The 23990-nt window shown below is 46.6% G+C and carries 27 protein-coding genes; 2 read left to right on the forward strand and 25 right to left on the reverse strand.

The genetic code is table 11. The annotated features are described in order from the left end of the window. Positions 1-116 precede the first annotated feature (116 nt). Positions 117-3260, reverse strand: a complete 3144-nt coding sequence (locus tag ACH97_RS12785; RefSeq protein ID WP_020452378.1) for a S8 family peptidase — start codon at positions 3258-3260, stop codon at positions 117-119. 170 nt (positions 3261-3430) lie between these two features. Then, positions 3431-4036 carry a class I SAM-dependent methyltransferase gene (locus ACH97_RS12790; RefSeq protein WP_020452379.1) on the reverse strand — a complete coding sequence of 202 codons (606 nt, stop codon included), beginning with the start codon at positions 4034-4036 and terminating at the stop codon, positions 3431-3433. A gap of 281 nt (positions 4037-4317) precedes the next feature. Here ACH97_RS12790 and ACH97_RS12795 point away from each other — a divergent pair, with 281 nt between their 5' ends. Next, complete coding sequence (locus ACH97_RS12795) at positions 4318-4479, forward strand: YjcZ family sporulation protein (protein ID WP_020452380.1); 162 nt, start codon at positions 4318-4320, stop codon at positions 4477-4479. 96 nt (positions 4480-4575) lie between these two features. On the opposite strand, the gene ACH97_RS23815 is transcribed toward ACH97_RS12795, so the two are convergent. From ACH97_RS23815 to ACH97_RS12820, 7 genes are all read right to left on the reverse strand, one after another. Next, on the reverse strand, positions 4576-4725 hold the full coding sequence (locus ACH97_RS23815; RefSeq protein WP_164468297.1) for a hypothetical protein: 150 nt from the start codon (positions 4723-4725) through the stop codon (positions 4576-4578). A gap of 172 nt (positions 4726-4897) precedes the next feature. Then, the gene (locus ACH97_RS22940; protein ID WP_020452381.1) at positions 4898-5047 is read right to left on the reverse strand and encodes a YrzI family small protein; all 150 of its coding nucleotides are present in this window, start codon (positions 5045-5047) and stop codon (positions 4898-4900) included. A 405-nt stretch (positions 5048-5452) separates the two neighbouring features. Further along, on the reverse strand, positions 5453-5686 hold the full coding sequence (locus ACH97_RS12800; RefSeq protein ID WP_011198155.1) for a YrhC family protein: 234 nt from the start codon (positions 5684-5686) through the stop codon (positions 5453-5455). Positions 5687-5773: 87 nt separating this feature from the next. Further along, positions 5774-6916 (reverse strand): bifunctional cystathionine gamma-lyase/homocysteine desulfhydrase, encoded by a 1143-nt coding sequence (locus ACH97_RS12805; protein ID WP_020452382.1) that lies wholly within the window; start codon positions 6914-6916, stop codon positions 5774-5776. A 1-nt stretch (position 6917) separates the two neighbouring features. Next, positions 6918-7841: a PLP-dependent cysteine synthase family protein gene (locus ACH97_RS12810; RefSeq protein ID WP_020452383.1), complete on the reverse strand. Its 924-nt coding sequence runs from the start codon at positions 7839-7841 to the stop codon at positions 6918-6920. Positions 7842-7892: 51 nt separating this feature from the next. Next, a complete protein-coding gene (gene mtnN / locus ACH97_RS12815) occupies positions 7893-8588 on the reverse strand; it encodes a 5'-methylthioadenosine/S-adenosylhomocysteine nucleosidase (protein ID WP_020452384.1) in 696 nt (231 codons plus the stop codon). Positions 8589-8609: 21 nt separating this feature from the next. Next, positions 8610-9251: a class I SAM-dependent DNA methyltransferase gene (locus ACH97_RS12820; protein WP_023855369.1), complete on the reverse strand. Its 642-nt coding sequence runs from the start codon at positions 9249-9251 to the stop codon at positions 8610-8612. 189 nt (positions 9252-9440) lie between these two features. On the opposite strand from ACH97_RS12820, the gene ACH97_RS12825 reads away from it, so the two are divergent. Further along, entirely contained in the window at positions 9441-9644 is a 204-nt protein-coding gene (locus tag ACH97_RS12825) for a YrzA family protein (protein WP_023855370.1), read from the forward strand. A gap of 39 nt (positions 9645-9683) precedes the next feature. On the opposite strand, the gene ACH97_RS12830 is transcribed toward ACH97_RS12825, so the two are convergent. From ACH97_RS12830 to ACH97_RS12900, 16 genes are all read right to left on the reverse strand, one after another. Then, the gene (locus tag ACH97_RS12830) at positions 9684-10376 is read right to left on the reverse strand and encodes a YrrS family protein (RefSeq protein ID WP_048350535.1); all 693 of its coding nucleotides are present in this window, start codon (positions 10374-10376) and stop codon (positions 9684-9686) included. 58 nt (positions 10377-10434) lie between these two features. After that, the gene (locus ACH97_RS12835; protein ID WP_048350534.1) at positions 10435-12189 is read right to left on the reverse strand and encodes a peptidoglycan D,D-transpeptidase FtsI family protein; all 1755 of its coding nucleotides are present in this window, start codon (positions 12187-12189) and stop codon (positions 10435-10437) included. Positions 12190-12243: 54 nt separating this feature from the next. Further along, positions 12244-12720: a transcription elongation factor GreA gene (gene greA / locus ACH97_RS12840; protein ID WP_020452389.1), complete on the reverse strand. Its 477-nt coding sequence runs from the start codon at positions 12718-12720 to the stop codon at positions 12244-12246. 238 nt (positions 12721-12958) lie between these two features. Continuing rightward, complete coding sequence (udk, locus tag ACH97_RS12845; protein WP_020452390.1) at positions 12959-13594, reverse strand: uridine kinase; 636 nt, start codon at positions 13592-13594, stop codon at positions 12959-12961. Between the two features lie 4 nt (positions 13595-13598). Further along, positions 13599-14867, reverse strand: a complete 1269-nt coding sequence (locus tag ACH97_RS12850; protein WP_020452391.1) for a peptidase U32 family protein — start codon at positions 14865-14867, stop codon at positions 13599-13601. A 14-nt stretch (positions 14868-14881) separates the two neighbouring features. Beyond that, positions 14882-15811, reverse strand: coding sequence for a peptidase U32 family protein (locus tag ACH97_RS12855; protein ID WP_023855373.1), 930 nt, complete (start codon positions 15809-15811; stop codon positions 14882-14884). After that, the gene (locus tag ACH97_RS12860; protein ID WP_048350719.1) at positions 15808-16470 is read right to left on the reverse strand and encodes an O-methyltransferase; all 663 of its coding nucleotides are present in this window, start codon (positions 16468-16470) and stop codon (positions 15808-15810) included. The genes ACH97_RS12855 and ACH97_RS12860 overlap by 4 nt, the downstream gene beginning before the upstream one ends. A gap of 146 nt (positions 16471-16616) precedes the next feature. Beyond that, positions 16617-17729, reverse strand: a complete 1113-nt coding sequence (mltG, locus tag ACH97_RS12865) for an endolytic transglycosylase MltG (protein WP_020452394.1) — start codon at positions 17727-17729, stop codon at positions 16617-16619. Positions 17730-17923: 194 nt separating this feature from the next. After that, positions 17924-18208 carry a DUF1292 domain-containing protein gene (locus tag ACH97_RS12870; RefSeq protein WP_016885528.1) on the reverse strand — a complete coding sequence of 95 codons (285 nt, stop codon included), beginning with the start codon at positions 18206-18208 and terminating at the stop codon, positions 17924-17926. Positions 18209-18218: 10 nt separating this feature from the next. Further along, a complete protein-coding gene (gene ruvX, locus ACH97_RS12875) occupies positions 18219-18638 on the reverse strand; it encodes a Holliday junction resolvase RuvX (RefSeq protein WP_020452395.1) in 420 nt (139 codons plus the stop codon). 6 nt (positions 18639-18644) lie between these two features. Continuing rightward, positions 18645-18911: an IreB family regulatory phosphoprotein gene (locus ACH97_RS12880; protein ID WP_003183920.1), complete on the reverse strand. Its 267-nt coding sequence runs from the start codon at positions 18909-18911 to the stop codon at positions 18645-18647. Between the two features lie 83 nt (positions 18912-18994). Further along, on the reverse strand, positions 18995-21631 hold the full coding sequence (gene alaS, locus ACH97_RS12885) for an alanine--tRNA ligase (protein ID WP_020452396.1): 2637 nt from the start codon (positions 21629-21631) through the stop codon (positions 18995-18997). 347 nt (positions 21632-21978) lie between these two features. Beyond that, complete coding sequence (locus ACH97_RS12890) at positions 21979-23037, reverse strand: AI-2E family transporter (protein WP_020452397.1); 1059 nt, start codon at positions 23035-23037, stop codon at positions 21979-21981. Between the two features lie 87 nt (positions 23038-23124). Continuing rightward, positions 23125-23256 (reverse strand): YrzQ family protein, encoded by a 132-nt coding sequence (locus ACH97_RS22945; RefSeq protein ID WP_003183926.1) that lies wholly within the window; start codon positions 23254-23256, stop codon positions 23125-23127. 15 nt (positions 23257-23271) lie between these two features. Further along, entirely contained in the window at positions 23272-23463 is a 192-nt protein-coding gene (locus ACH97_RS12895; RefSeq protein ID WP_016885531.1) for a hypothetical protein, read from the reverse strand. A 15-nt stretch (positions 23464-23478) separates the two neighbouring features. Then, complete coding sequence (locus ACH97_RS12900) at positions 23479-23943, reverse strand: PRC-barrel domain-containing protein (RefSeq protein ID WP_020452398.1); 465 nt, start codon at positions 23941-23943, stop codon at positions 23479-23481. Positions 23944-23990 lie beyond the last annotated feature (47 nt).

The raw sequence follows: 23990 nt of genomic DNA on the forward strand, positions 1-23990 counted from the left end.
TGAGTTGAAATTCATAAATCGAATGGAGGCAGTGCGGCTGTTTAATAGTATTCTTATATATTAATTTCGATTAAAAAAGAGGAACTGATATGTCATCAGTTCCCTCTGCCATCGGATTATTTTGCTTTTTTGACTTTTAATATGCTCGCTTTGCTCGTATTGCCGGCTTTATCTTTTGCAGTGACCGCTAAAACAGTGTTTGCCTTTTGTTTTTTTATTTTAACGGAAAACGCGCCTTTTTTATCGGCCTTGCCGGTTCCAAGCGTTTTCTTTCCTGCTTTGACGGTGATGGCGGCGTTTGCCTCTGCTTTCCCCTTAACGGCCGTGCTCTTGTTTGTTACCGTATTCACTTTTGGCGTGGGCGGGGGAGTTTTGTCAAGCACAGTGACGGCTTTCGCTTTGCTGACATTCCCGGCTTTATCCTTTGCTGTTACACTGATGACCGTTCCGGCTTTTTGCCTGCTGATTTTCAGCTTGTATTCACCTTTTCCGGTCGCTTTACCGGAAGCGATCGTCTTTCCTTTTACTTTTGCGCTGACTTGCGCGTTTGCTTCTGTTTTTCCCTGAATCACCGTACTTTTATCGGAAACCGGATAAACTTTCGGGGCGCCTGGCGGGATGACATCAGCAACCGTCATTTTAACATCGCCGCTTTCTCTGTAGTCATCAGCAGATGCGGAGACATACAAAACGGCATATTCTTTTTGCTTATTGATGTTCACTTTAAACGCTCCGGATGCATCCGCTTTGCCTTGCGCGATCACTTTTTTGGACGCGTTTTTCACTTTGATCGTGTAGCCGGCTGCCGTTTTCCCCGTTACGGCAGTATCTTTGTTCGTGATGCGTTTGACGGAAGGGTTTTTCGGCGCTTTTTCCACGACGGTTCTGAGCGAGGCTTCCGCCTGATAACCCGATGCCGCGACATGAAGAACTTGCCCCGCCTTCTGGGCCGGAATTTTCACTGAAAACGCGCCTGATTTTCCGGCTGTTCCCGTGCCCAATACTTGCTTCCCTCGCAAGATTTTGACCGCCACACCGCTTTTGGCTGTGCCTGTCACTGCCGTATGGCGGTTTAAAACGGGATGAACCTTCATGTTCAGCTCAAAAACGCTGGCTGCGTGATAAACATTCAGCCTCCCCCACCCGGAAACGAAATCATAACCAGGGATTTGAGCAGCCGGTTCTACATCCAGATCATAGTCCGGGTTGGGATTATCCTGTTCTTCAAATGCCACATCTGCTGTCGTCTCGGTCAATAGCTTTGCGACTTGCTTTGGTTTCAAAGATGGATTCTGTGACAAAAGAAGTCCTGCTGCAGCTGCAACATGCGGCGCCGCCATGGATGTTCCGCTCATATAAGTGACATTTCCGTCCGGAACGAGGCTTGGAATATCGGTTCCCGGCGCCACCATATCGAGACCTTTTCCATAATTGGAATAGTCCGAGACGAGATCGAGGTTATTGGTCGCCCCGACTGAAAGCGTATATTTCGAAGATGCCGGGTACGAAATCTCCGACACTCCGTCATTGCCGGTGGCGGCAACGATCGTCACATTTTTGGACGCCGCGTATTTGAGCGCATATTCCATCACCCTGCTGTATGGTCCGCCAAGGCTTAAATTAATGACTTTTGCACCGTGGTCGGCAGCATAGATGATGCCGTTGGCAATCTGTTCCGTATCTCCGCTTCCTGAAGAATCCAGCACTTTGACAGGCAGGATTTTGGCATAGGCATTGATTCCCGCCATTGAAAAATGGTTGTCTTGCGCAGCTGCGATGATGCCTGAGACGTGTGTGCCGTGGCCATTGTCATCCATCGCGTCCGCGGTGCGGCCGATATAGTTATAGCCTTCGTCTTTTTTGACGCTGCCGCTTAAATCGGCAAGCGTATGATCAACACCCGTATCGACAACGGCGATTACTGTATCTCTCAGCTTTTTGCCTTTCATCAGCTTTTGAAGCTGTTCAAATTGTATATCTGCATTCGCAGCACGGTTTTTGCCGTTATTTTTGAGCGACCATTGATATGGATACTGGGTGTCCGCTGACAGTGCTTCATATTGCTGAACCTGTTCGACGAATTCCACTTCAGGCATCTTGGCGATCTTGGCAGCTGCCGTCTGATATTGCTTTGCCGCCGCTTTGAATCCGGCAGAACGGCTTTCCTTCATTTCCACAACATACATATCTTTAAATTCCGTTTTATTTTTACCAAGGGGTTCTAATGCCTTGACGCCGGAAGATTGGGCTTTAGATTTGAAAGAACTCAGTTTTTTGCCGTCTTTCAATTTTACAATATAGCGTTTTTCGGGCGCGCTTGATGAAGCTGTCGCCATCCCCGCTTTCTCCAGCACAGCCGATACTTTGCTGCCTGTTAATTGTTCGATGCCGATGTCTTTTGCGACTTGATCCAGCTGTTTTTTCAGCGATTCGGGAACGGACGCGCGTGCTGTTTCGTACAGGCTGCTGATCGCTTTTTGATCATCATTCGTCATGGTGTATGCGCTCTCTTGTCCGTTTTTTGCGACATCGGCAAACAGCGGCTTCAGCTGCACCAAATCTTTGTAGACACTGTCTCTCATCGATTTGTTAAAGAGCATTTTTGCGCTGATGAATGGAGCTGCTTTATAGTAAAGGGAAGACAGCTCTTTTCCTTTTTCAGTTTTTGAAAGAACTTCATCCCTGATCGTTCTTAACTGTTTTAATATGCCCTTGCCGGTTTCCCTTTCGGAGACGCTTAATTCTGCCGGACACTCTTCTTCCGCCTCCTGGTTTGCCGGAGGCAGGGTGACGCCTTCATAGCTGATGGTGTAAGAAATATCTGTAATTGAAGTGGTTTCGTTTTCCTCATCATGGTGATTTTCTACTTTTATGTAGTAAGGACCTTTCCAGGCAATCGGAAAATCGATTAAAGCGGGATTATTTTCATAGGAGTAGCCGTTGTATCTGTCAAACGTTTGGTGATCAGCTGCGTTTTCCAGGCTGGAGTAAACGGAAATGTTCAGCTCTGCATCTGATTTCAGTTTAACGCGGAAATGCGTGTGGTTTGCGATTTCCTGATTTGAAGGATTGATTTTATACCAATGCGCCTCATCATCGCTTTGAAATGACGCTTCAACTGGGGACGCGCCGGTCAGTGTGGTTTCGTTAATCGGAACACTGTCTTCGGCCGCCATAGTCTTCGGTAGAGGCAGCTGGCCAAAAATCAATGCAACAAGGAGAAAGAAAGCAATTGAACTTTTCACGATCCTTTTGTTCATAAATACCTCCGGAAAATATAGTAAAAACGTTCACTTTGATATTAAACCATGTTTGCTATGTTATTGGAATACTTTTCTTTAAAAATCAAAAATATGATATTTAAGATCTGGTTTCAACTCTATCAAACATAAAAAATCCCTCTCGTATGAAAGGGATGATCGTACAAAGCTCACGATTTTACCGCAGAAATGCAGCAGTCATTTTCGTTCATATGTACCGTGATGTCTCTGAAATGGCTTTCTTCAAGCAGTTGCTTGATTTGCTCTTCTGAGTATAAGGAAAAGCCTTTTGTTTTTTTCGATTTTTTCAATTGCCCTTCCAGATGGACGGCGAGAAACAGCGTGCCGTCAACCTGTAAAACACGGTAAATTTCTTTTAATGCTTGTTTGAAATCCGTCCAAAAATAAAGGGTGTGGACTGAATATACTTTATGAAAAGAACGGTCCGGATAAGGAATGTTTTCGGCATGGCCGAGCTTCAATTCGGCTTTTCCTTCTTCTTTCATATGACGGATTCGCCGCATCCCTTGCTTGACCATGCTTTTTGAAGCGTCTATGCCGCAGGCTTTGCCGCTTTCAAGCATCTCCGCGATCTGATAAAGCGCCGCTCCGCTTCCCGTTCCGATTTCAAGGATGCGCTCATGCGGACAGACATCCATTAAATTGATGGTCCATTCGTTTATATCATGATTTCCGTTTTCCATATATGACGCGACCCATTTCGACAAAATGCCTCTCGGGCTCCGCAATTGTTTTCCAAGCCATTGTTCAAACACGTTATAACACCTGCTTTAATAACTAATTAGCCCGGTTTTTCAGGTTGCAAATCGTTCAAACGGGCCTTTCACCAATCATATCGGTCAATAAACCGAATATTAAAAGCATTAGCAAAAATAACTGCATTCTTTTGTTACATTCCATAACTAGACGGCTTCAGCTTTGAAAATGTTTCGCTTTAAGAAAACTGTTTTTTTAATGAATTGGTCTATCCGCCCTTTCCACAACTCAAACCCATGCATAGTATATATGGAATTTTCACTAAAAGGTGGTGCTATTTATGGGCTTTGGTTACGGCGGCGGATGCTGCGGCGGCTGGGGTGGCTACCCTGGCGGATACGGCGGTGGATACGGCGGCGGATACGGCTATGGAGGCGGATTCGCGCTTGTTGTGGTTCTATTCATTCTGTTAATTATCATCGGCGCTTGTTACGTCTGCTAAATGAACAGGAGGGGGGCTTTAAATCCCCCCTTTTTATTTTGCCATTCAGTTTGTCCACATGAAAAAGAGCAGAAAACAAACGTTTTCTGCTCTTTCTCAATAATACCAATAATGCGGCCAATACCCGAATTGGCGCGCCATCTCCATTCTTTGGCGCCGGTACGGATTACCGTATCCGTGCTTGAAAGAATGAGGCATTGATGTATACCCGTGGCCGATAAAAGGCATTCTGCCGTTTTTCTGCATGCTTTTCACCCGCATTCATTGAATTGCTTGCTTCATATTATGCAGAAAAGCGGAGATGCGGAACTCGTATCAGCCCCGGCTAAACCTGGTCCTTCTCCCGAGTGTAATGTGCCAACAGTTCCCTTCTATGCATCATCTTGATCTCCTCCTTTATTTTTTTTCGCGCTTTAAGCTAGCGCTGGCTGTTCATGTAAAGATATTTCAGCTGCAGGTCTTTCATTTCATTGTACATTTGTTCGATTTCGTATTCTCGCTCGTACTCTTCCGGACTTTTAAATCGTCTCTGAATGGTTAGTGTTAAGAAGAATAGATTTATTGTCACATCGCTCACCTCCTTTCAAGTTCGCTAAAAACAAAAACAGCCCGCAGATTATCTGACAAACCTGCGGGCGCAAACAAAAACCGCCAGATAAAAACGAATCGAGTCTTTATCTTGCGGGAGGAGCAGCGTATGATTATGCCTAACTTCCTAACGGACCGGCTGTGCTGAAAAAGCATCGGTTAAGGAAGTGCACAATCTCTCCCACAGGTTTGATGAATCATGATATTGGCGTTCACAAAGTCTAATGTATGTAGTCAGTGCTGGTTTCATGTTCATCAACCTCCTTTGCTTTTTGTTTACTTTGTAAGTATATCCATCAAATTCCTGTTTGTAAACCGTTTTTTTAATAAATGGACGGATTGATCAAACAAAAAAAGCGGAGAGCCCCTCTCTGAGTCTCTCCGCTTACGATTCTTCCATCTCATCTAATTGTCTTTTATATTTAAGCGAGCGCTTCACACAATAGAAGGCTCCTCCCAAAAAGCCGCATGTCGCGAGCATCATTGTCATCTTTTGGCCGGTTTCCAAACCTTGTCCGGGAATGACCGATCCGATATATAAAAATGCGCTTACGCTGAGAAGCGTAAAAGCAAACTGCTTATAGTCTTCCATCAGCGATTTGACTTTTTTCTTCTGCATGTCATGATCACCTGCTTTTGTTTCATAATGGATATGATTCAGGATAACATAGATTGACAGATGACCAGACATGTAAATTCAGCCATTTTAAGAAATCGGGGCCAGCGCTTGCTGCAAGTCTTCCAACAGATCGTCAATATCTTCTACCCCGGCGGAAATGCGGATCAATCCGTCTGTAATGCCAAGCTCCAGCCGGCGTTCACGCGGGATCGAAGCGTGAGTCATCCGCGCCGGCACTGAAATCAGGCTTTCAACCGCGCCAAGGCTTTCGGCAATCGTAAACCATTTCAGACGGCCAAGGACAATGTCCACGTTCTCTTCTTTTCCGATATCAAACGAGATCATGCCGCCGAAGCCCGTGCTTTGCCGCTTGGCAAGCTCATGTCCCGGATGGGACGGCAGCCCTGGATAATAAACCTTTTTGACGGCCGGATGATCATCTAAAAAAGCTGCGATTTTCCTGGCATTTTGCTCATGCGCTTCCATTCTCAAGCCAAGGGTTTTCATCCCCCTCATTAAGAGCCAGGAATCCTGAGGCCCGAGAATCCCGCCTGTAGAATTTTGGATGAAATGGATCTCTTCTGCGAGTTCCTTCGAGGCTGTCACAACCAGTCCGCCGACGACATCGCTGTGTCCGCCCAAGTACTTCGTCGCGCTGTGAAGGACGATATCGGCTCCCAACGAGATTGGGTTTTGAAAATACGGTGTGTAGAAGGTGTTGTCGACAATCAGCAACAGGCCGTGCTTTTTCGCTGTTTCAGCGGCTTTCTTGATGTCCGTGATTTTCAATAAAGGATTTGTCGGCGTCTCAACATAAATCGCTTTTGTATTCGGCTTGATCGCTTTTTCGATGTCTTCAATGCTGCTCGTATCACTGAAGGTCGCTTCAATGCCGATGCGATTCATCACCTTTGTCATCACGCGGTATGTGCCGCCGTATACATCATCTGTCAACACGATGTGATCGCCGCTTTTAAAAAGCATCATGACCGCTGTGATCGCTGCCATCCCAGAGCCGAACGCGTAGCCTGCTTCACCGCCTTCAACATCCGCGATCAAGGATTCGAGCGCCGTTCTTGTCGGATTTCCCGTCCGGGAATATTCGTATCCTGTATGCTGTCCGGCGCGCGGCTGTTTGTACGTGCTGACTTGGTAAATAGGAACCGATACCGCTCCTGTTTTTTCGTCTCCTGTAATGCCGCCGTGGATCATTTTCGTTTTTGGCTTCATCTCATATTCCTCCTTCGTAAATTTTTTTGCTTAAATAGCGGTCGCTGCTGTCGGGGAAAATTGTCACAATGTTTGTGCCGGCTTTCGCTTTTTCGGCTTCTTTCAACGCGGCAAACAACGCGGCGCCTGATGAGCTTCCGATCAGAAGCCCTTCCTTTTCAGCGGCTTCTTTTACAAGCCGGAACGCCTCTTCGTCAAGCACGGTGTAAATCTCATCGAAATGGCTTTCGTCCATATATTCCGGAATGAATTCCATTCCGATTCCTTCGGTTTTATGTCCGTGCGGTTCTCCTCCGTTTAAAATCGAGCCTTCAGGTTCAACAATAACCGTTTTAATGGACGGATTTTTTTCTTTTAGAAACTTGGCGGTTCCCGCAAATGTCCCGCCTGATCCCGCACCGGCGACGAAGACGTCAATCCGGCCCTCAAGATCATCCCATATTTCCGGGGCGATCGTTTTATAGTAAGCCAATGGATTTACTGGGTTTTTAAACTGCAAAATGCAATAAGAATCAGGAATCTCCTTCTCAAGTTCAAGTGCCTTTTCAATCGCACCCTTCATTCCGGCACTTCTGGGGGTATGAACAATTCGAGCGCCGAGCGCTTTCATGATCGACTGTTTTTCCATGCTGAAATGCTCGGGCACGCAAAAAACGGGTCTAATCCTGTGCTTTCTGGCGGCGAGGGCAAGGCCGATTCCCGTATTGCCTGCTGTCGCCTCAATGACCGTTCCACCGGGTTTCAGCTTTCCCGAATCGACGGCTTCAGCAATCATCACTTCTCCGAGCCGGTCTTTAATGCTGCCTCCCGGATTCATCATTTCAAGCTTTGCATATATGTTAACACCGCTGGGGATATGAAAATTCAAAATCTGCAGAAGCGGCGTTTTACCGATCAATTGGGTGATGTCCTTGATCACATTCATGTTCCTTCCTCCTTCAAGAGGTGCAAAACAGAGGGGGGCTCCCCCCTGTTTTTAATTGATTCTTTTGATCATGCGGAGCACAAGATCTGTCGAATGCTTGGCAGCCTGCTCCAAAAATTGGTCAAATGAAATTTCAGACTCTTTTCCGGCGATGTCTGAAAGCGCCCTGATGACAACGAACGGCGTATTAAATTGATAGGAAACCTGTGCGACAGCAGCCGCTTCCATTTCAACCGCGTAAAGATCTGCAAACTTGCCGCGGATGAATGCCACGCGGTCAGGATCGCTCATAAAGGAGTCGCCTGTTGCAATCGTTCCTTTGACAACCTGAATGTGTCCCAGTTCAGACGCTTCGGCTTCCGCCGCTTGGATCAATGTACTGTCGGCCTTGTATGCGGCCGGCAGATTCGGAACCTGTCCATATTCATAATCAAATGCCGTGACATCGACATCATGATGGCGGACTTCGGTCGAGATGACGATGTCTCCGACATTAAGCGAATGATGGAAGCCGCCGGCTGATCCGGTGTTGATGACAACGTCCGGTTTAAAGCGGTCGAGCAGAATCGTCGTGCTCATGGCTGCATTGACTTTGCCGATGCCGGACTTTAAAAGTACGACTTCTTTTCCTTCATAAAATCCGCTGGTAAATTCACAGTTTGCGATGACTTCTTGGTTCGTCTGTTCGAGCTTGCTTCGCAAAATCGTGACTTCTTCTTCCATTGCTCCGATAACTGCGATTTTCATATCTTAAAACTTCCCTTCAAATTACAATTTTGCCGCTTCCATTACCCAGACAAAATCATTATGCTTTTGAAAGGCGATACTGAATTGTTCTGAGGTAAAGATCATTTCCATTTCCGAAAGCGTCGGATAATGTTCCGTTTCAAGGTCTTCCGCCAATTGCAGGAACCCTTTTTCCTTCGCTTTTTTAACAGCGGCAGAGAAGGCTTCCCGATCCTTGAAGACGGTATCAGCAAACACTATTTTACCATGCTTTCCGAGCATTTTTCCATATCGCTTCACAGCCTCCCGTTTCTCTTCGTTTGTCAGGTGGTGAAACGCATAGGAACTGACAATCGTGTCGGGAGAAAACGGCGGTTCCGGAAAGTCGAGAAAGTCTCCGTCAACGATCACTGCATTCTCCGCTAGCTTTGCCTCGGCAATTTCCCTCATTGCTTTTGAAGGTTCTACACCTGTGACTCCCTTTCCGGCTGCCAGCAATTTTGCAGTCAGATTGCCAGTGCCGACGCCGAATTCAAGAACTTTATGCCCGGAGCGGCTGACGACATCATCCAGAATGCCGTCGTAGTTGCGAAACACTTCTTTGTACTGAAGATCGCGGCCAACTACTGTATCATCATAAGAATTTGCCCAGTTCTCAAATAAAGGAATGAACTCTCTTCCCATTTTATCGTCACTCTCCATCTATTTTTACAATTCCTATAAGTATAGTATGATTTATTTGGTTGATTAGTTCTTATCCTACCACAAGTCATTCGTTTTGGGTACAAAAAAGGCTTGGTTATATTTCCCTTGTCACCCGGACGCTTCTTTGCTTTAATAAAAAATGACTTGAAACGAATGGAGGATTGGTTTATGAACTTCGGGCTCGATCTGATCAAAGATAAAATTGAGTTTTTTGAGGCGCTGAGCTTAGAGGAGCTTGAAAAAAAGATCAGTCAGCAGATTGAAAACAACCAGGCGCTTTTGCTGAGGGTCCATTCGGTTTCCCATCAGACGGCGGTCATTGACGGACGGATCCACTACAGCGCAGTCGTGCATTTTAAAGCCGAATCATAAAAAAAAGCGCCCGGTTGTTAAAACCGGACGCTTTTTTCTTTATTTCAACTGTTCAACTTTTGTCGGCTTCCAGCCTTTCCCGTCAACCCAAGTAATGGCTACCTGGTATTTGACGCCGGTGTCCTTCGCCTGAATGGTTCCTTTCGCATCTTGCGGGCTGCCGTTGTTTCCGAGCCAGATCAACGTCATGTTATCCTGGGAAACCCCTGTCGCATATGAAATGGCTTCAAGCATTTCTTTCCAGTCTTGTGAAGACGAATCATATGTTGCGGTATGCTGTCCGCTCTGTTGTGTGCCGACAGGCTTCCAGTCAGGATTGATGATCGTTTTTTCAACATTGGCGCTTGAACCGCCTTCTTTCACTTCGGCTCCTTCAAACGGATCATCTGATGTTGATTTGTCCTCGTCTGAAACAGAGTCTTTATCCTTGTCCGAGTCGGAATCGCTGTCTTCTTTGTCGGCAGAATCGCTTTTTCCTTTGTCCTCATCTTTTACATCTTCGTCAGACGTTTGTTTCTTATTGTCGGAAGCAGGTGCTTCTGTCGTCTGTTCAGAATCGTTTTTCGAAGCATCTTGCTGCGCCTGCTCCTTCGGGCTGTTCATCATCAGACTGCTGGCGACGACAACGATTAATACCAATACGATGCCTATTAAAATGTTAAGCACAAGATTCGCTTTCCTGCGCTTATCACGATTTTCAAAACGAGATTCCCTTGTTTCGCTCAAGTTCATTGCACTCCTTTTTCCCTCTTGCCTCGCTTTCTATTTTATCATCACCTGAGGCATTCTTCTATGTCTGGTTCTTTTCAATTTCATATACTTTTTTAACAATATCATAAAATACGGCATTTGTCGCAGCCTTGCTATCCGGCGTATCCATATGGACGACGACGAGCGCATATTTCGGTTTGTCCGCCGGAAAATAACCTGCGAACCATTTATGATAGAGCGATTTTTTGTCATCTGCCGTCCGGCCTGTCTGAGCTGTGCCCGATTTGCCCGCTACTTCGTACGGAAGATCTCTGAAGCGCCGGCCTGTCCCCTTTTCAGACGTGACGACTTTTCTGAGCAGTTTCTGCAGCTTTTGCGCGGTATACTGATCGATTTTCTCTCCGGGGAGCTTGTGATCTTTAAAAGCCGTCATCAATGTGCCGTTTTTATATTCGATCTGGTCTGCGATCTTGACTTGTTTTTTCTCTCCGCCTCTTGCAATGGTCGCCATCATGTTGGCGATTTCCAACGGGGTCAGCTTCACATTTTTTTGGCCGATGGCGGTCTGGGCTACAGCTTTTTTGACTTTTTTGTCCTTTTCATCCCCCCAGATTGATCCGGCAGTTTCATAATGAAACTGTCTGAACTCATCTTCATGATACAGTTTCCCTTCCCAGCCGACCCGTCCGGTCAGCCCAAGCTTTGCGGCGGTATCTTCGATCACGGAGCTGTTTTTTTCAACGAGCTGCCCAGCAAGATTTGTAAACGTGTAGTTGCAGCTTTCCGCAAAACTGTCTTCCAAGCTGAGCTTCCCTTTGTCTTCTCCGGCCTCACCGTACAGGTTCAAATTGCAGTTAAAGGTTTTTGACGGATGGTCCAAGCCGTTTTCGATCGCTGCCGCAGCAATCACGGTTTTAAAAACCGAGCCGGGATATACCGGTGTCAGCATATAGTTTTGCCTTGTTTTTTGCAATGCCATGTTGAGATCGGGCTTGCTCGCAATCGCCGCCACGCCGTTCGTCTCGATGTCAATCAGAACCGCTCCGCCTTTATCAAGCTGATGGTCAGCCAGTACATCTTCCATTGCCCGCTGAACCTTTTTGTCGATCGTTGTTTTGACTTGCAGCGGGTAAAACGGATTTGCATCTGCCGTATATTTGACGTCCATACCGAACAAAGGGTTTCCCAATCCGTCCACATGATACAACAGTTTTGTATCTTGTTCAGGCAGCAGGAATTCATCAAATGTCCGCTCCATGCCGAAGGTGCCGATTTTCGTGCTGATGGAGAGGCCCTCTTTATCGGGATATTTTCGTCGGAGAAGGTCCGGGTCTTGATTGGTCATACCGAGCGTATGCGAAGCCAGCCTGTTCTTTTCTGTTTCTTCTATGTATACGCCGTAAACGCCGGGATATTTCAGTTTATTGATTTTTTCGAGAGCCGTCTTTGAAATGGACGCTCCTTCATGTTTTGTAAGAATCACAGGTTTTTTCGCATGCTCAAGCTTATTCTCGAGCTCATCTTTTGTCATGTTTAAAATTTCGGCTGCTTCTTCGGCCGGCCATGGCTGATGTTTTAAAAAAGGAAATAAGACGATGGCCGGTTTTTGGGTGACGGACAAATGTTCGCCGTTCCGATCTAAAAAAGATCCTCTCCCGTCTGAAATCCGAACTTCCTCAGTGCGCTGTTTGACGCTTTCCTGGATTAAGTTCACATTCCGTTTAGAAAAGGATTCGGTAAAAAACAGTTGAATTTCAGCGAGCCTGATCAGCAGAAATAACAGGGCAGCCGAAATGATAATCGACACCCACTTCATGCGCTTTTGCCATTTCATAATAAAAACACCTCATCCACATTGTGGACGAGGTCATCGTTTGCTAAACAAATTTTATGAAATTTTCACAATCTTTACAAGCATTTCGCCGCCCGGTGTTTGAACGGTCACTTCGTCCCCGACCTGTTTGCCGAGAAGGCTTTTCGCGATTGGGGAATCGTTCGAGATTTTTCCTTCAAACGGATCGGCTTCCGCGCTGCCCACAATGGTATAAGATTCTTCTTCACCGTCAGGAAGCTCCGTAAATGTAACGGTTTTTCCGAGGCCGACGATATCTGAGTTTGCACCATCGTCTTCGATGATCTTTGCGTTGCGGATCATATTGTCAAGGGTTGTGATGCGCCCTTCTACAAAAGCTTGTTCTTCTTTTGCTGAATCGTATTCGGAGTTTTCGGAGAGGTCTCCGAAGCTTCTTGCCACTTTAATACGTTCAACAACTTCTTTACGTTTAACCGTTTTCAAATACTCAAGTTCTTCTTCCAGTTTTTTCTTTCCCGTTTCTGTCATAGGAAATACTTTCTCTTGTGCCATGTTCCTTCACTCCTTCTAGTTGGTTCCTCATCACTTGTATGTGAGGTATAGACTTGAATATACAAGAATGAGGACAACCCTTGTCCCCTTCTTCTCTCCCATATTTGTAAAGTATCATATAAACCGGATGGAAGGCTCCGGTAAATGGTGCTTATACAGTTAAAGAAGGGCTCAGGATGAGAACCCTTCAATTTCTATACATAATATGGTCAGAGTTGTGTTTGTCTATGCTATGTTATTATAAAATCGCGTTTTGTTCAAGAATAGTTTGTATTTTTGTTACCATCAGGTCGATGGCGACGCGGTTTTGTCCGCCCTCCGGAATAATGATATCGGCATAGCGTTTCGTCGGTTCGACAAACTGGTTATGCATCGGTCTGACGACTGAGATGTACTGCTCGATGACAGAATCGATCGAACGTCCTCTTTCTTTTATGTCTCTGACCATCCTTCTGATGATCCGCAGGTCGGCATCCGTATCGACATACAGCTTGATGTCCATTAAGTCGCGGAGCCTTTCATCCTCGAGGACAAGGATTCCTTCCAAAATAATAACATCTTTCGGATCGACGTGCACGACTTCCTCTGAACGCGTATGCAGCTTGTAATCGTAAATCGGCTTTTTGATCGGCTTGTAGGCAAGCAATTCATTTAAATGCTCGATCAAATAGTCATTATCAAATGCAAGCGGATGGTCGTAGTTCGTGTTCAGCCGCTCTTCAAACGGCAGATGGCTCTGATCTTTATAATATAAATCCTGTTCCAGCATCAAGATCGAATGCCCTTTAAACTGTTCATAAATGGATCTGGTGACGCTCGTTTTTCCAGATCCGGAGCCTCCCGCTATGCCGATAACTACCGGTTTTTTCCCCATGCCATTACTGCCCCTTTCTCATCATGTTGCTAGGATATATCTTGTTGTCCACTTTAAATTTGACGATCTGCAGGGGATGGCGGGCTGCATCAAGCACATTGCCTTTTTCGTCCCATATCGTGTCAATTTTGCATGTGAAATTTTCGATTTCCGGACCGAAAAATTCGACTTCATCTCCGGTTTTAAAGAAGTTCCGCTGCTGGAGCGTGACCATTTTTGTCTCTTCATCATAATCAAGGACAAGTCCGGCAAAGTCGTATGTTGTCTTTTTGCCGTGAACGCCGAACATTTGCTCTTCATATCCGGGCGTTCCTTCAAAGAAAGCAGGCGCCGTGTCTCTATTGGCGCATTTGTCCAGTTCTTTCAGCCATTCTTCTTTGATGACGAAATTTTCGGGGTCAGCGCAATAAGAATCGATCACTTTTCTGTACACACTGACGACTGTCGCAATGTAGTGAATCGATTTCATCCGGCCTTCGATTTTCAGGCTGTCAATACCCATTTCAATCATTTGCGGAATCGATTCGATCAGCTTCAGATCTTTCGGGCTCATCGCAAACGGTGCATCGCCTTCTTCATATAGCGGCAGTGCATTCGCCCCGTCCGTCTGATACAAATCATAGTCCCATCGGCATGACTGGCAGCAGCCTCCGCGGTTAGAGTCTCTGGCCGTCATATGGTTGCTGAGCACGCAGCGGCCGGAATAAGCGATGCACATCGCACCGTGTATGAATGTTTCGATTTCAATATCCACTTTTTCTTTCATTTCTCTGATCTCAAGTGCGCTCGTTTCGCGCGCGAGCACGACCCGCTCAAGGCCTTCTTCCTTCCAGAACTGAACGGCTTTCCAGTTTGAAAGGGACTGCTGGGTGCTCAAATGCACTTCCAGCTTCGGCGCGACCCTGCGGCATGTTTCAATGATCAGGGGATCAGCGACGATAATGCCTGACACGCCTGCTCCCTCGAGGTCGCGCAAATAGTCTTCTAGCCCGTCGATATTTTCTTCATGCGCAAAAATGTTTGTCGTCACATAAATTCTGGCGCCGTATTTTTTCGCAAATTCGACACCTTCAGCCATTTCTTCAATTGAAAAGTTATCTGCGTTTGAGCGGAGTCCATATTCACGTCCGCCGATAAATACAGCGTCTGCGCCATAGTGGACAGCGATTTTCAGTTTTTCCAAATTTCCCGCCGGAGCAAGAAGTTCTGGCTTTTTCGTAATGACGCGTTTTCCATCAACGATTTTGGAAATTTTATCTTTTACTGCAGACATGGCTATCCCTCCTTTTAGTATACTGTTTCTTTGAAAAAGAATCCGGTATCGATGCTGCGGTTTGCAGGCTGCAGCTGTTCAATCCGCTCGATCCATTCTTCTTTCTTGTCTTCGTATGCTTCTCTGTCTGCGATGCAAAGGTCGATGGCTTCGCGGTACATGGCCGTTACCTCAGTCATGTATTCGACCGATTTTAAAATCCCTTCAATTTTAAATGAATCGACGCCGGCATCGATTAAATCCTCAAGCTCATCAATGATGCAGACGTCATTCGGACTCATGATGTGCGTGCCGTTTTCGTCTTCGAAAATCGGATATTTGTTACCGCGTTCTTTATCATGAAGATACATGCCTTTTTCTTTTTTCTTTCCTTCGATATCCATGACTTTTCCCTGGTATTCAAAATAGTTGCCGATCAGGGAGCGCTTTGACTGGAACATACATGTCATGCCGTGAACCTGAATTTCGATCTCGACTTCTGCTTTCTCTTTAATCTCAACGATGCTGTCCATGTTGAGCTCTCTTGCGAGCACCGCGCGCTTCGCGCCCTTTCGCCCCCAATAGTTGCAGGAATAATGGTTGGTTGCGGTCGTTTCCGTATTCCAGTGAAGTTTCATATTCGGCGCTGATTCCCGTGCAGCCATAAGTACAGCGGGATCGCCGAAGACAACCGCATCGGCGCCTGCCTCTGCCAAGAAAGAAAGGTAGTCATTCAGTTCTGGCACCCGGTCATTGTGAAAAATCGCATTCACCGCAACATATACTTTTGCGCCTTTTTGATGAGCCTGAATGATGGCTTCTTTTACTTCCTCTCTGGAAAACTCCCCGGCTAAACGCAGACCGAACCTTTGTTCACCGATGATAAACGCATCGGCGCCTGCCTCTGCCAAAGGCTTAATATCCGAAACAGCCGTCGGCGTCACAAGCAGTTCAGGTTTTTTCATATCCGTTCACCTCTTTTTTGGCTGACGGCCAATCCGTCGCCCACAGGCATGATCGCCGTGTGGTAGTCAGGATGCTCCATCAGCCAATGATTGTAATGATCTATTTTCGATACAAGCTTTTTGATGCGCTTGTTTTCGATCTGATTGTAATCTGATGCGACAAGGCCTTTGAAAAGGACATTGTCAGTAAAAATGATGCCGTCATCGGCGAGCATTTTTTCATATATACTGAAAAACTTCTGATACTGGCCTTTTGCGGCATCGATAAAAAGCGCATCATAAGGAGCCATCGATTGAACGGCGTCCGATTCGCTGAGCGCATCGCCGAAGAACACGTGAATTCTGTTTTCAAGCTGGAATGACCGGATGTTTTTCAGCGCTTCCCGATACCTGTCTTCATCGCGCTCGATCGTAAAGATTTCAGCTTCGGGAAGGGCAAGTGCCATCCGAATCGCCGAATAACCGATGGCGGTACCGATTTCAAGAATTTTTTTCGGATTTTTAAGTGAAAGAAGCTGCAGGAGCACTTCGATTCCTGTCGGTTCCATAATGGGCACGCCATGCTCTTCGGCATAGGCCTCCAGTTTCATAATATCAGCCGGCCTTTGCTTCAGCAGCTTTTCAAGATAGCCGGTCAATTCTTCGTGTCCAATCTTCACGGGCAGATGGCCTCCCTTTCATAAAAAAGAGCCTTAGGTCAGATGTGCAGCACTCTCCTAAAGCAGTCGACTGTCTTTTCTCAATAAACAACCCGATATATTTTATCATAAAACCTTTGTATTTGCGAATAAAAGGAGAGTAATTTTTACTCTCCTTTTTCCTCGTCCTGCGTGTTCGTAATGTATTTGGCTTTTGCTTTATTGTGTTCTTCAAGCGTTTTTGTAAAGACGACTTCCCCATTTTTCTTTGCAAGGAAATAGACATAGTCTGTTTGCTCCGGATTTAAGGCCGCTTCCCAGGAGCTTTCTCCCGCGTTCGCAATCGGCCCGGGCGGAAGACCGGTATGTTTGTACGTATTATACGGGGAATCCGCTTCAAGGTCTTTGTACATGACACGGTTTTTATGTTCTCCCAGCGCATATAAAACGGTCGGATCCGTTTGCAATGGCATGTTTTTGCTGATGCGGTTGTAAAAGACGCTTGAAATTTTGTGCCGGTCCGCTTTTTCGGTAGCTTCTTCTTCAATTAACGAAGCCATCGTCAAGGCTTTGTGGACGGACATCTTTTTGTCTTTCATCTGCTTTTCATACTTTTCAGCCAGCTGATCTGTCTGTTTGATCATCGCTTCGATGATTGCGTCCAGCTTCGTCTCAGGGTCGTAAAACGGATATGTCGCAGGATACAGGTATCCTTCAAGCGGATGCTTGATATTCTTGTTTAGCACGTCGTCGGTGATCAATTTCGGATACTTCTGTTTTAATCGGCTGATGAATTCGCGGTCATCCAGCTTTTTCATAATGTCCGCTTCCGAGTAGTTGGTTTGTCCGGCGATGATAGCTGCGATTTCCTGGAGCTGCCTCCCTTCAGGAACGGTAATTTTAAATGCCGGTACATGCGAAGCGCTTGTCAGCTTTTTGACCATGCCGGCCGCATCCATCGCCTGGCTGAGCTGAAAATTCCCAGCTTGAAAGCCGGAGGCATTTTTAAATTTCACATAAGCGATAAATACTTTTTCGTTTTTAATTAAGTCCTCTTTTTTCAGTTTGGCGGCGATCGACGTAACGGTCGATCCTTCCGGAATATAGACGCTGACCGTTTTTGCATTATTTTTATCGACCGGTTCGAGCGCCGATTTGATGTAGAGCGAAACAGCGCCTGTGGTTAAAATCAGCAGAACCGCGGCCACAGTCAGCCAAAACTTTATTCTATGTTTAAGGAGTCTTTTTATAAACGGTTTCTTAGTCTGATCTTCAAACATTGGTGTCCTCCTCTCCTCCCACGGTCTATACTACATGATTCGTTATCATTCGGCAATTTATTACAAAAAGATTTAATAAAAAAAGCCGCCTGTCGGCAGCAGGGCGCAAATGATTGCAAGATGCCCATTTAAAAATGACAAAATCCTAAAACGGTTTAAGTTTTAGGATTTTGCCAAGCGGTTCAGCCGCTGCTTTATTCTTCTTCGTCTTCATCCGCTAAAAACGTGTTCAGCGTCTCTTCGATCATATCCCACTCTTCTTCTGTTTCAATCGGCATCAGTTCGCCGTCTTCTCCGGCTTCATTCGGTACGAAGCTTGAAGCATGGATCTCGATCTCTTCCTCGTCCTGTGCTTCAACCGGATAATAAAGCACGTATGACTTGTTAAACTGATCGCTGTCAAATGTGAAGAGCACTTCACACAGCTGTTCGTTTCCTTTGTCGTCTACAATCGTAATGTTTTTTTCTCCGTGTTCCATCTTGATCACCTCATAAGTTTAGGCTGTCGAGATATCCTTGAAGGATCATCACGGCCGCCATTTTATCAATTACTTTTTTTCTTTTCTGCCTGCTTACATCTGCTGAAATCAGCATTCTTTCGGCCGCCATTGTCGAGAGGCGCTCGTCCCAAAGCACGACGGGAACTTGAAACGTTTCTTCAAGCACTTCCGCGAACTTCTGGCTCGCTTCCCCCCTCGGGCCGACGGTTCCATTCATGTTTTTGGGAAAACCGAGTACAATCTTGTCAATCACATAGTCTTTCGTCAATTCGGCGAGGCGGTTCAAGCCGTAGTCACCGCCCGCCTCGTCGATTTTAATCGTTTCTATCCCTTGAGCCGTCCAGCCCATTTCATCACTCAGCGCTACGCCGAGCGTTTTCGAACCTAAATCCAGACCTAATATTCGCATGCTTGTTTACGCCTCTTTATGCTGTTCTAAGTACGATTTAACCAATTCTTCGATTATCTCGTCTCTTTCTATTTTCCGAATCAGGTTACGTGCATCTCGATGCCTTGGAATGTAAGCGGGATCTCCTGATAGCAGATATCCGACAATTTGGTTGATCGGGTTGTAGCCTTTTTCCTGAAGCGCATCATGGACGGTTATCAGCACTTCATTTACATTGGTTTCCATCGAATCGTCGGAAAAGTTAAATTTCATCGTCTTATCAAATGAGCTCACCGTTTTGCACCTCTTTCCCAAATTCGCAGGCAAAGTTTCAGCCTGATTACCTTCTAATCACCATTCTACACCACAACGGCTATTTATAAAACGGATTTTACCCATTCTTCCGCAGATGCTAATGCTTCAGCAAGCCGCTCAGGCTGTTTTCCTCCCGCCTGCGCCATGTCCGGACGGCCGCCTCCGCCGCCTCCGCATGCTTCTGCGACTTGCTTGACAAGCTTGCCTGCGTGGAAACCCCGCTCTATTAAATCTTTTGTAACTCCGGCGGAAATATTCACTTTTTCGTTTTGAACCGCCCCGAGAACGATGACGGCTGAGCCCAGTTTCGCCTTCAGATCGTCAACCATTGTGCGCAGGTGATTCATATCTTTGGCATTCACTTTTTCTGCGAGCAGTTTGATTCCGTCAATTTCTTTTACTTTTTCTAAAATCTCTCCGGCTTCTTTATTTCCCAGTTTCGCCAATAAAGATTCGTTTTCTCTCTGAGCTTCTCTCAGATCAGACTGGAGCGCTTCGATCCGTTTCGGAACTTCCTTCACGTTGGTTTTCAGGACTTCTGCCGCCTGCTCGAGAAGCTCCAGTTTGGCGTTCATCTCTTCGTAAGCGCCCTGCCCTGTTACCGCTTCGATCCTGCGGGTGCCGGCCCCGATGCCTGATTCGGACACGATCTTAAAGAGGCCGATTTCAGCTGTGTTTCTCACGTGGCAGCCTCCGCACAGCTCGATGCTGTAGTCGCCGACCTGAACGACGCGGACGATGTCTCCGTATTTTTCGCCAAACAGCGCCATGGCTCCCATCGCTTTCGCTTCATCAATCGGTTTTAAGTCGATTTGCACAGGAATCGATGCCCAAATTTTATCGTTCACTTTTGTTTCAATTTGTTCGAGTTCTTCCTTAGTCACCTGTCCAAAGTGAGAGAAGTCAAAGCGCAGACGGCTGTCAGTGACTAGCGAGCCGGCCTGGTTGACATGCGTACCGAGCACATCTTTCAGCGCCTGATGAAGCAGGTGTGTCGCGGTATGGTTTTTGACGATGTCTTTTCTGAGCCGCTCCGTGACTTCTGCGGTCACGCTCATGCCTCTTTTAATTGCGCCGCTTTCCACGATCCCTTCATGGAGGTGCTGGCCTTTCGGCGCTTTTTTAACGTCTGTGACGCGAATAGCGGCATCCCCGCTTTTAACCCAGCCTTTATCACCGATTTGTCCGCCGCTTTCAGCATAGAACGGGGTTTTTTCCAGGATAAACTGAACCTTCTTGCCTTCTTGAACGAGGTCGGCAAGTTCCCCGTCTTGAAGAAGCTCGGCGATTTTCGTTTCCGTCTTGATATCGGAATAGCCGATGAACTCGCTTTCTGTCATGATATCGCGGAGAGCGCCGCCTTGAACCTGCATGCTGCCGACGTCCTGGCGCGCCTGCCGGGCCCGTTCGCGCTGCTTGTCCATCTCGCGCTCAAATCCGTCATGATCGACTTCCATGCCTTCATCTTCGGCGTATTCTTCGGTCAGTTCAACAGGGAATCCATACGTATCATACAGTTTAAAGACATCTTCCCCGGAAATGATGCGGTTTCCTTTTGCTTTTTCCTTTTGAATCACTTCTGAGAGAATCGCCAAGCCCTCGTGCAATGTTTCATGGAAGCGTTCTTCCTCTGTTTTGATGACTTTCGCGATAAAGTCCGCTTTTTCTTTGACTTCGCCGTAGAATGCGGCCATGATGTCGGCAACTACCGGAACGAGCTCATACATAAACGGACGGTTGATATTGATGGACTTCGCATAGCGGACAGCACGGCGAAGCAGCCTTCTGATGACATAGCCGCGCCCCTCGTTTGACGGAAGCGCTCCGTCGCCGACCGCAAACGCAGCCGTCCGGATATGGTCGGCCACAACCTTAAATGCCGTATCTTTTTCAGCAGATGTTCCGTACTTTTCTCCTGAAATGGCTTCTGTCGCCTTGATGATCGGCATAAACAAATCCGTATCATAGTTCGTCTTGGCGTCTTGAATAACAGATACCATCCGTTCAAGCCCCATCCCCGTATCGATGTTTTTCTTCGGAAGCGGTGTGTATGTTCCGTCAGGATTGTGGTTGAACTCGGAGAACACAAGGTTCCATACTTCAAGGTAACGCTCGTTCTCCCCGCCCGGGTAAAGTTCCGGATCAGACGGGTCATTTCCATAATCTTCACCGCGGTCATAGAAAATTTCGGTATTCGGTCCGCTCGGGCCTTCACCGATATCCCAGAAGTTCCCTTCCAGTCTGATGATCCGTTCCTCAGGAACGCCGATTTTTTTTGACCATAATTCATACGCTTCGTCATCTTCCGGATGGACCGTGACTGACAGGCGTTCGGGATCGAAGCCGATCCATTTTTGATCGGTTAAAAATTCCCAGGCCCACTCGATCGCTTCTTCTTTGAAATAATCGCCGATCGAAAAGTTCCCGAGCATTTCAAAGAACGTATGGTGGCGGGCTGTTTTCCCGACATTTTCAATATCGTTCGTCCTGATTGATTTTTGAGCGTTGCAGATGCGCGGATTCTCCGGCACAACCCGTCCGTCAAAATATTTTTTCAGCGTCGCGACTCCGCTGTTGATCCAAAGCAGGGAGGGATCTTCATGCGGAATAAGAGAGGCGCTCGGTTCAACGGCATGCCCTTTTTCTTTAAAAAAATCTAAAAACATTTGGCGCACTTGTGCGGATGTTAATGTCTTCATTATTTTTTTTCCTCCTTTAATGATGCACATGCAAATTAAAAAGCCCCCGCCCTATGCAAACATCGTTTACACAGGGACGAGAGCTCCTCTCGCGGTACCACCCTGATTATGCGCGTAACAAAACGCCCATCACCTTGATATCCGAATAACGCCGGATGAAGACGGCAGGTTTTCGCCTGCACTCAGGATTAGCTTCTACTGATCTTCTGTTAAAGCTCTTTCACCGCAATGGAGCTTCTCTCTATCAAACAGGGCTTCAGTATACTCGGATCCGTCAAACGAGATACGTATGTATGTCTATTTCGAAATTATAGACAACTGAAGCCGTTATGTCAAACTTCTGCCGCTCAAGCTTTTCTTGCCGCTAAAAAATGGACGAACATCACTTTGATAACGGCCATGACGGGCACAGCGAGAATCATGCCGATGATGCCGGCAAGCTCCCCGCCCGCCAGCAAACCAAGCATAATGACGACGGGATGCATATGCAGGCTTTTGCCGACGACAAGAGGGCCGAGAATATTGCCTTCGATAAACTGCAGCACCAAAATCGTAATGATCACCACGAAAACGAGCCTCGTCGATAAAGCGGCAGCCACCATGACGGCGGGAATCGCGCCGATGACGGGACCGAAATACGGGATGACATTTGTCGCGCCGATGACAAGGCCGAGGATCAGCGGATAGGGCAGGTCAAAAAACCAAAATGACAGGCTCGCTCCCAAGCCGATGACAAGACAGACAAAAAGCTGTCCTCTGATGTAGTCTCCAAGAGAATCATCAACATCGCGGATGAATTCGCTGCCTCTCGCCCTCCATGAAGAAGGCGTCAAATACCATACCGCCTTCTTCATCGTATCAATATCTTTCACCATGTAGAATACTAAAAAAGGAATAATCGCAGCCACGAGCATATAATCAAAAACGAACCGGATGCTTCTGATCGTCCGTTCCACCCAGCTTGCTACGAATTCTTCCGTCTGATTGACGAACCTGTCGATCCTGTCGTGCATGCCGTCGGGCCAGCCGTCTGTATGATGATGCAGCTGATCCAGCATGCTTTCGTAAGATGCGGCAAGAAACGGAATTCCCTCTGATAGCTCTGTCAGCTGTTTAATGAGAATCGGCACCCCTTTGTAAAAGGCGTAGCCGAGACCGGCAAAAAACAGAACATAAATCAGCAAAATACTCAATGTTCTCGGCACGCCGGCCCGGTGTATCTTTTCAACGACAGGCAAAAGCAGATAGGTGATAAAAACCGCAATCACAAGCGGGATCAGAATCGACTTCAGCAGCACGCAGACAGGCTCCCAAATCATTCTCAGCTGCAAAAAGATATAGACGGTTAATAGCAAAAGCATGAAGATCGAGACCCACATTAAAAGCTGCAGCGGTTTTTTCAGCATTTTTTTCACCCCTTGTTAGCTTTTGATTTCTGCTTGTAATTATTCCCGAAGAAAAAAGGGACACCCTTTTAAGGGTATCCCTTCTGCTTAAAACATTTTCATGACGCGTCTTCTCAGCTTTCTCATGTTTCGCTTGTTCATCATATCGTTCTGAGACGCCATGTAGTACATCAAAGCTCCGGCTCCTAAAGAAATGAGAGAAGTCATTGTACGATTCAACTTTCTAACCTCCATTCAAAGGTTAATCGTTCGTTCGTCATCTGAAAACAGATCGTCCAGGCTGCTCAATGTTCCGTCCTCTTCGACTTGATGAGTCGAAATTTTTCCTTTTGAAAGGGTCAGCTCAATAAAGCATCCCCAGCAGTAATATTGATTTACACCGATTTTGCCGATGTTTTTGCTTTTGCAATTCGGGCAAACGAGCATTTGAACACACACCTCTTATTCGTTCAAGACGATTGTGCTTCTGCCTACTTCAAGCGGCTCCCCAGATGAGTGAATCTGCTTTTTGTCGCCTGACAAATCGGCAAAAAAACCGTCTGATAGTTCATATGCTACGATTATGCCCGTGTCGGAAGAAAAGTATACATCTTCCAGCATGCCCAGCGTGTCTCCTGCTCCGTTTTTGACCATTTTTTGTTTCATCTGGTCATAAGAAAGACTCTGCTTCGGAACTTGCATCGGCTTGAATTCGGTGAAATCAACGTATACGCCGTCACGTCCGATTTCGGTGACAGCGGGAAGCGGAAGAAGCGAACGGGGATTGTAAAAGCGCCGCTTCTCTTCCATAATCAATCCGAGACATGTCCCTTCGTGAGAAAAACAGATATCTGTTACCACCCCAAGCGGGAGGAAAGATTGTCTGTCGTAAACATTGAGTCCTTCCAGCTCATTGCATGTTCTCAAAGTGTGATCAACCACCTTTTTACGAACACTCTTATGATCTGCTGTTG

It is taken from the genome of Bacillus paralicheniformis (assembly GCF_001042485.2).
Classification (GTDB): Bacteria; Bacillota; Bacilli; order Bacillales; family Bacillaceae; genus Bacillus; species Bacillus paralicheniformis.

Coding starts and splice junctions, on each gene's coding strand:
- ACH97_RS12830 (WP_048350535.1), bottom strand. CDS start 10,376: ATGAACTTGAGCGAAACAAGGGAATCTCGTTTTGAAAATCGTGATAAG.
- ACH97_RS12855 (WP_023855373.1), bottom strand. CDS start 15,811: ATGAAAAAACCTGAACTGCTTGTGACGCCGACGGCTGTTTCGGATATT.
- ruvX (WP_020452395.1), bottom strand. CDS start 18,638: ATGCGAATATTAGGTCTGGATTTAGGTTCGAAAACGCTCGGCGTAGCG.
- ACH97_RS12800 (WP_011198155.1), bottom strand. CDS start 5,686: ATGCAGAAGAAAAAAGTCAAATCGCTGATGGAAGACTATAAGCAGTTT.
- ACH97_RS12795 (WP_020452380.1), top strand. CDS start 4,318: ATGGGCTTTGGTTACGGCGGCGGATGCTGCGGCGGCTGGGGTGGCTAC.
- ACH97_RS12805 (WP_020452382.1), bottom strand. CDS start 6,916: ATGAAGCCAAAAACGAAAATGATCCACGGCGGCATTACAGGAGACGAA.
- ACH97_RS12835 (WP_048350534.1), bottom strand. CDS start 12,189: ATGAAATGGCAAAAGCGCATGAAGTGGGTGTCGATTATCATTTCGGCT.
- ACH97_RS12785 (WP_020452378.1), bottom strand. CDS start 3,260: ATGAACAAAAGGATCGTGAAAAGTTCAATTGCTTTCTTTCTCCTTGTT.
- greA (WP_020452389.1), bottom strand. CDS start 12,720: ATGGCACAAGAGAAAGTATTTCCTATGACAGAAACGGGAAAGAAAAAA.
- ACH97_RS23815 (WP_164468297.1), bottom strand. CDS start 4,725: ATGCAGAAAAACGGCAGAATGCCTTTTATCGGCCACGGGTATACATCA.
- alaS (WP_020452396.1), bottom strand. CDS start 21,631: ATGAAGACATTAACATCCGCACAAGTGCGCCAAATGTTTTTAGATTTT.
- mltG (WP_020452394.1), bottom strand. CDS start 17,729: ATGTTTGAAGATCAGACTAAGAAACCGTTTATAAAAAGACTCCTTAAA.
- ACH97_RS12810 (WP_020452383.1), bottom strand. CDS start 7,841: ATGAATGTGATCAAGGACATCACCCAATTGATCGGTAAAACGCCGCTT.
- ACH97_RS12820 (WP_023855369.1), bottom strand. CDS start 9,251: ATGGGAAGAGAGTTCATTCCTTTATTTGAGAACTGGGCAAATTCTTAT.
- ACH97_RS12890 (WP_020452397.1), bottom strand. CDS start 23,037: ATGCTGAAAAAACCGCTGCAGCTTTTAATGTGGGTCTCGATCTTCATG.
- ACH97_RS12870 (WP_016885528.1), bottom strand. CDS start 18,208: ATGGAACACGGAGAAAAAAACATTACGATTGTAGACGACAAAGGAAAC.
- ACH97_RS12850 (WP_020452391.1), bottom strand. CDS start 14,867: ATGTCTGCAGTAAAAGATAAAATTTCCAAAATCGTTGATGGAAAACGC.
- ACH97_RS12825 (WP_023855370.1), top strand. CDS start 9,441: ATGAACTTCGGGCTCGATCTGATCAAAGATAAAATTGAGTTTTTTGAG.
- ACH97_RS12895 (WP_016885531.1), bottom strand. CDS start 23,463: ATGCTCGTTTGCCCGAATTGCAAAAGCAAAAACATCGGCAAAATCGGT.
- udk (WP_020452390.1), bottom strand. CDS start 13,594: ATGGGGAAAAAACCGGTAGTTATCGGCATAGCGGGAGGCTCCGGATCT.
- mtnN (WP_020452384.1), bottom strand. CDS start 8,588: ATGAAAATCGCAGTTATCGGAGCAATGGAAGAAGAAGTCACGATTTTG.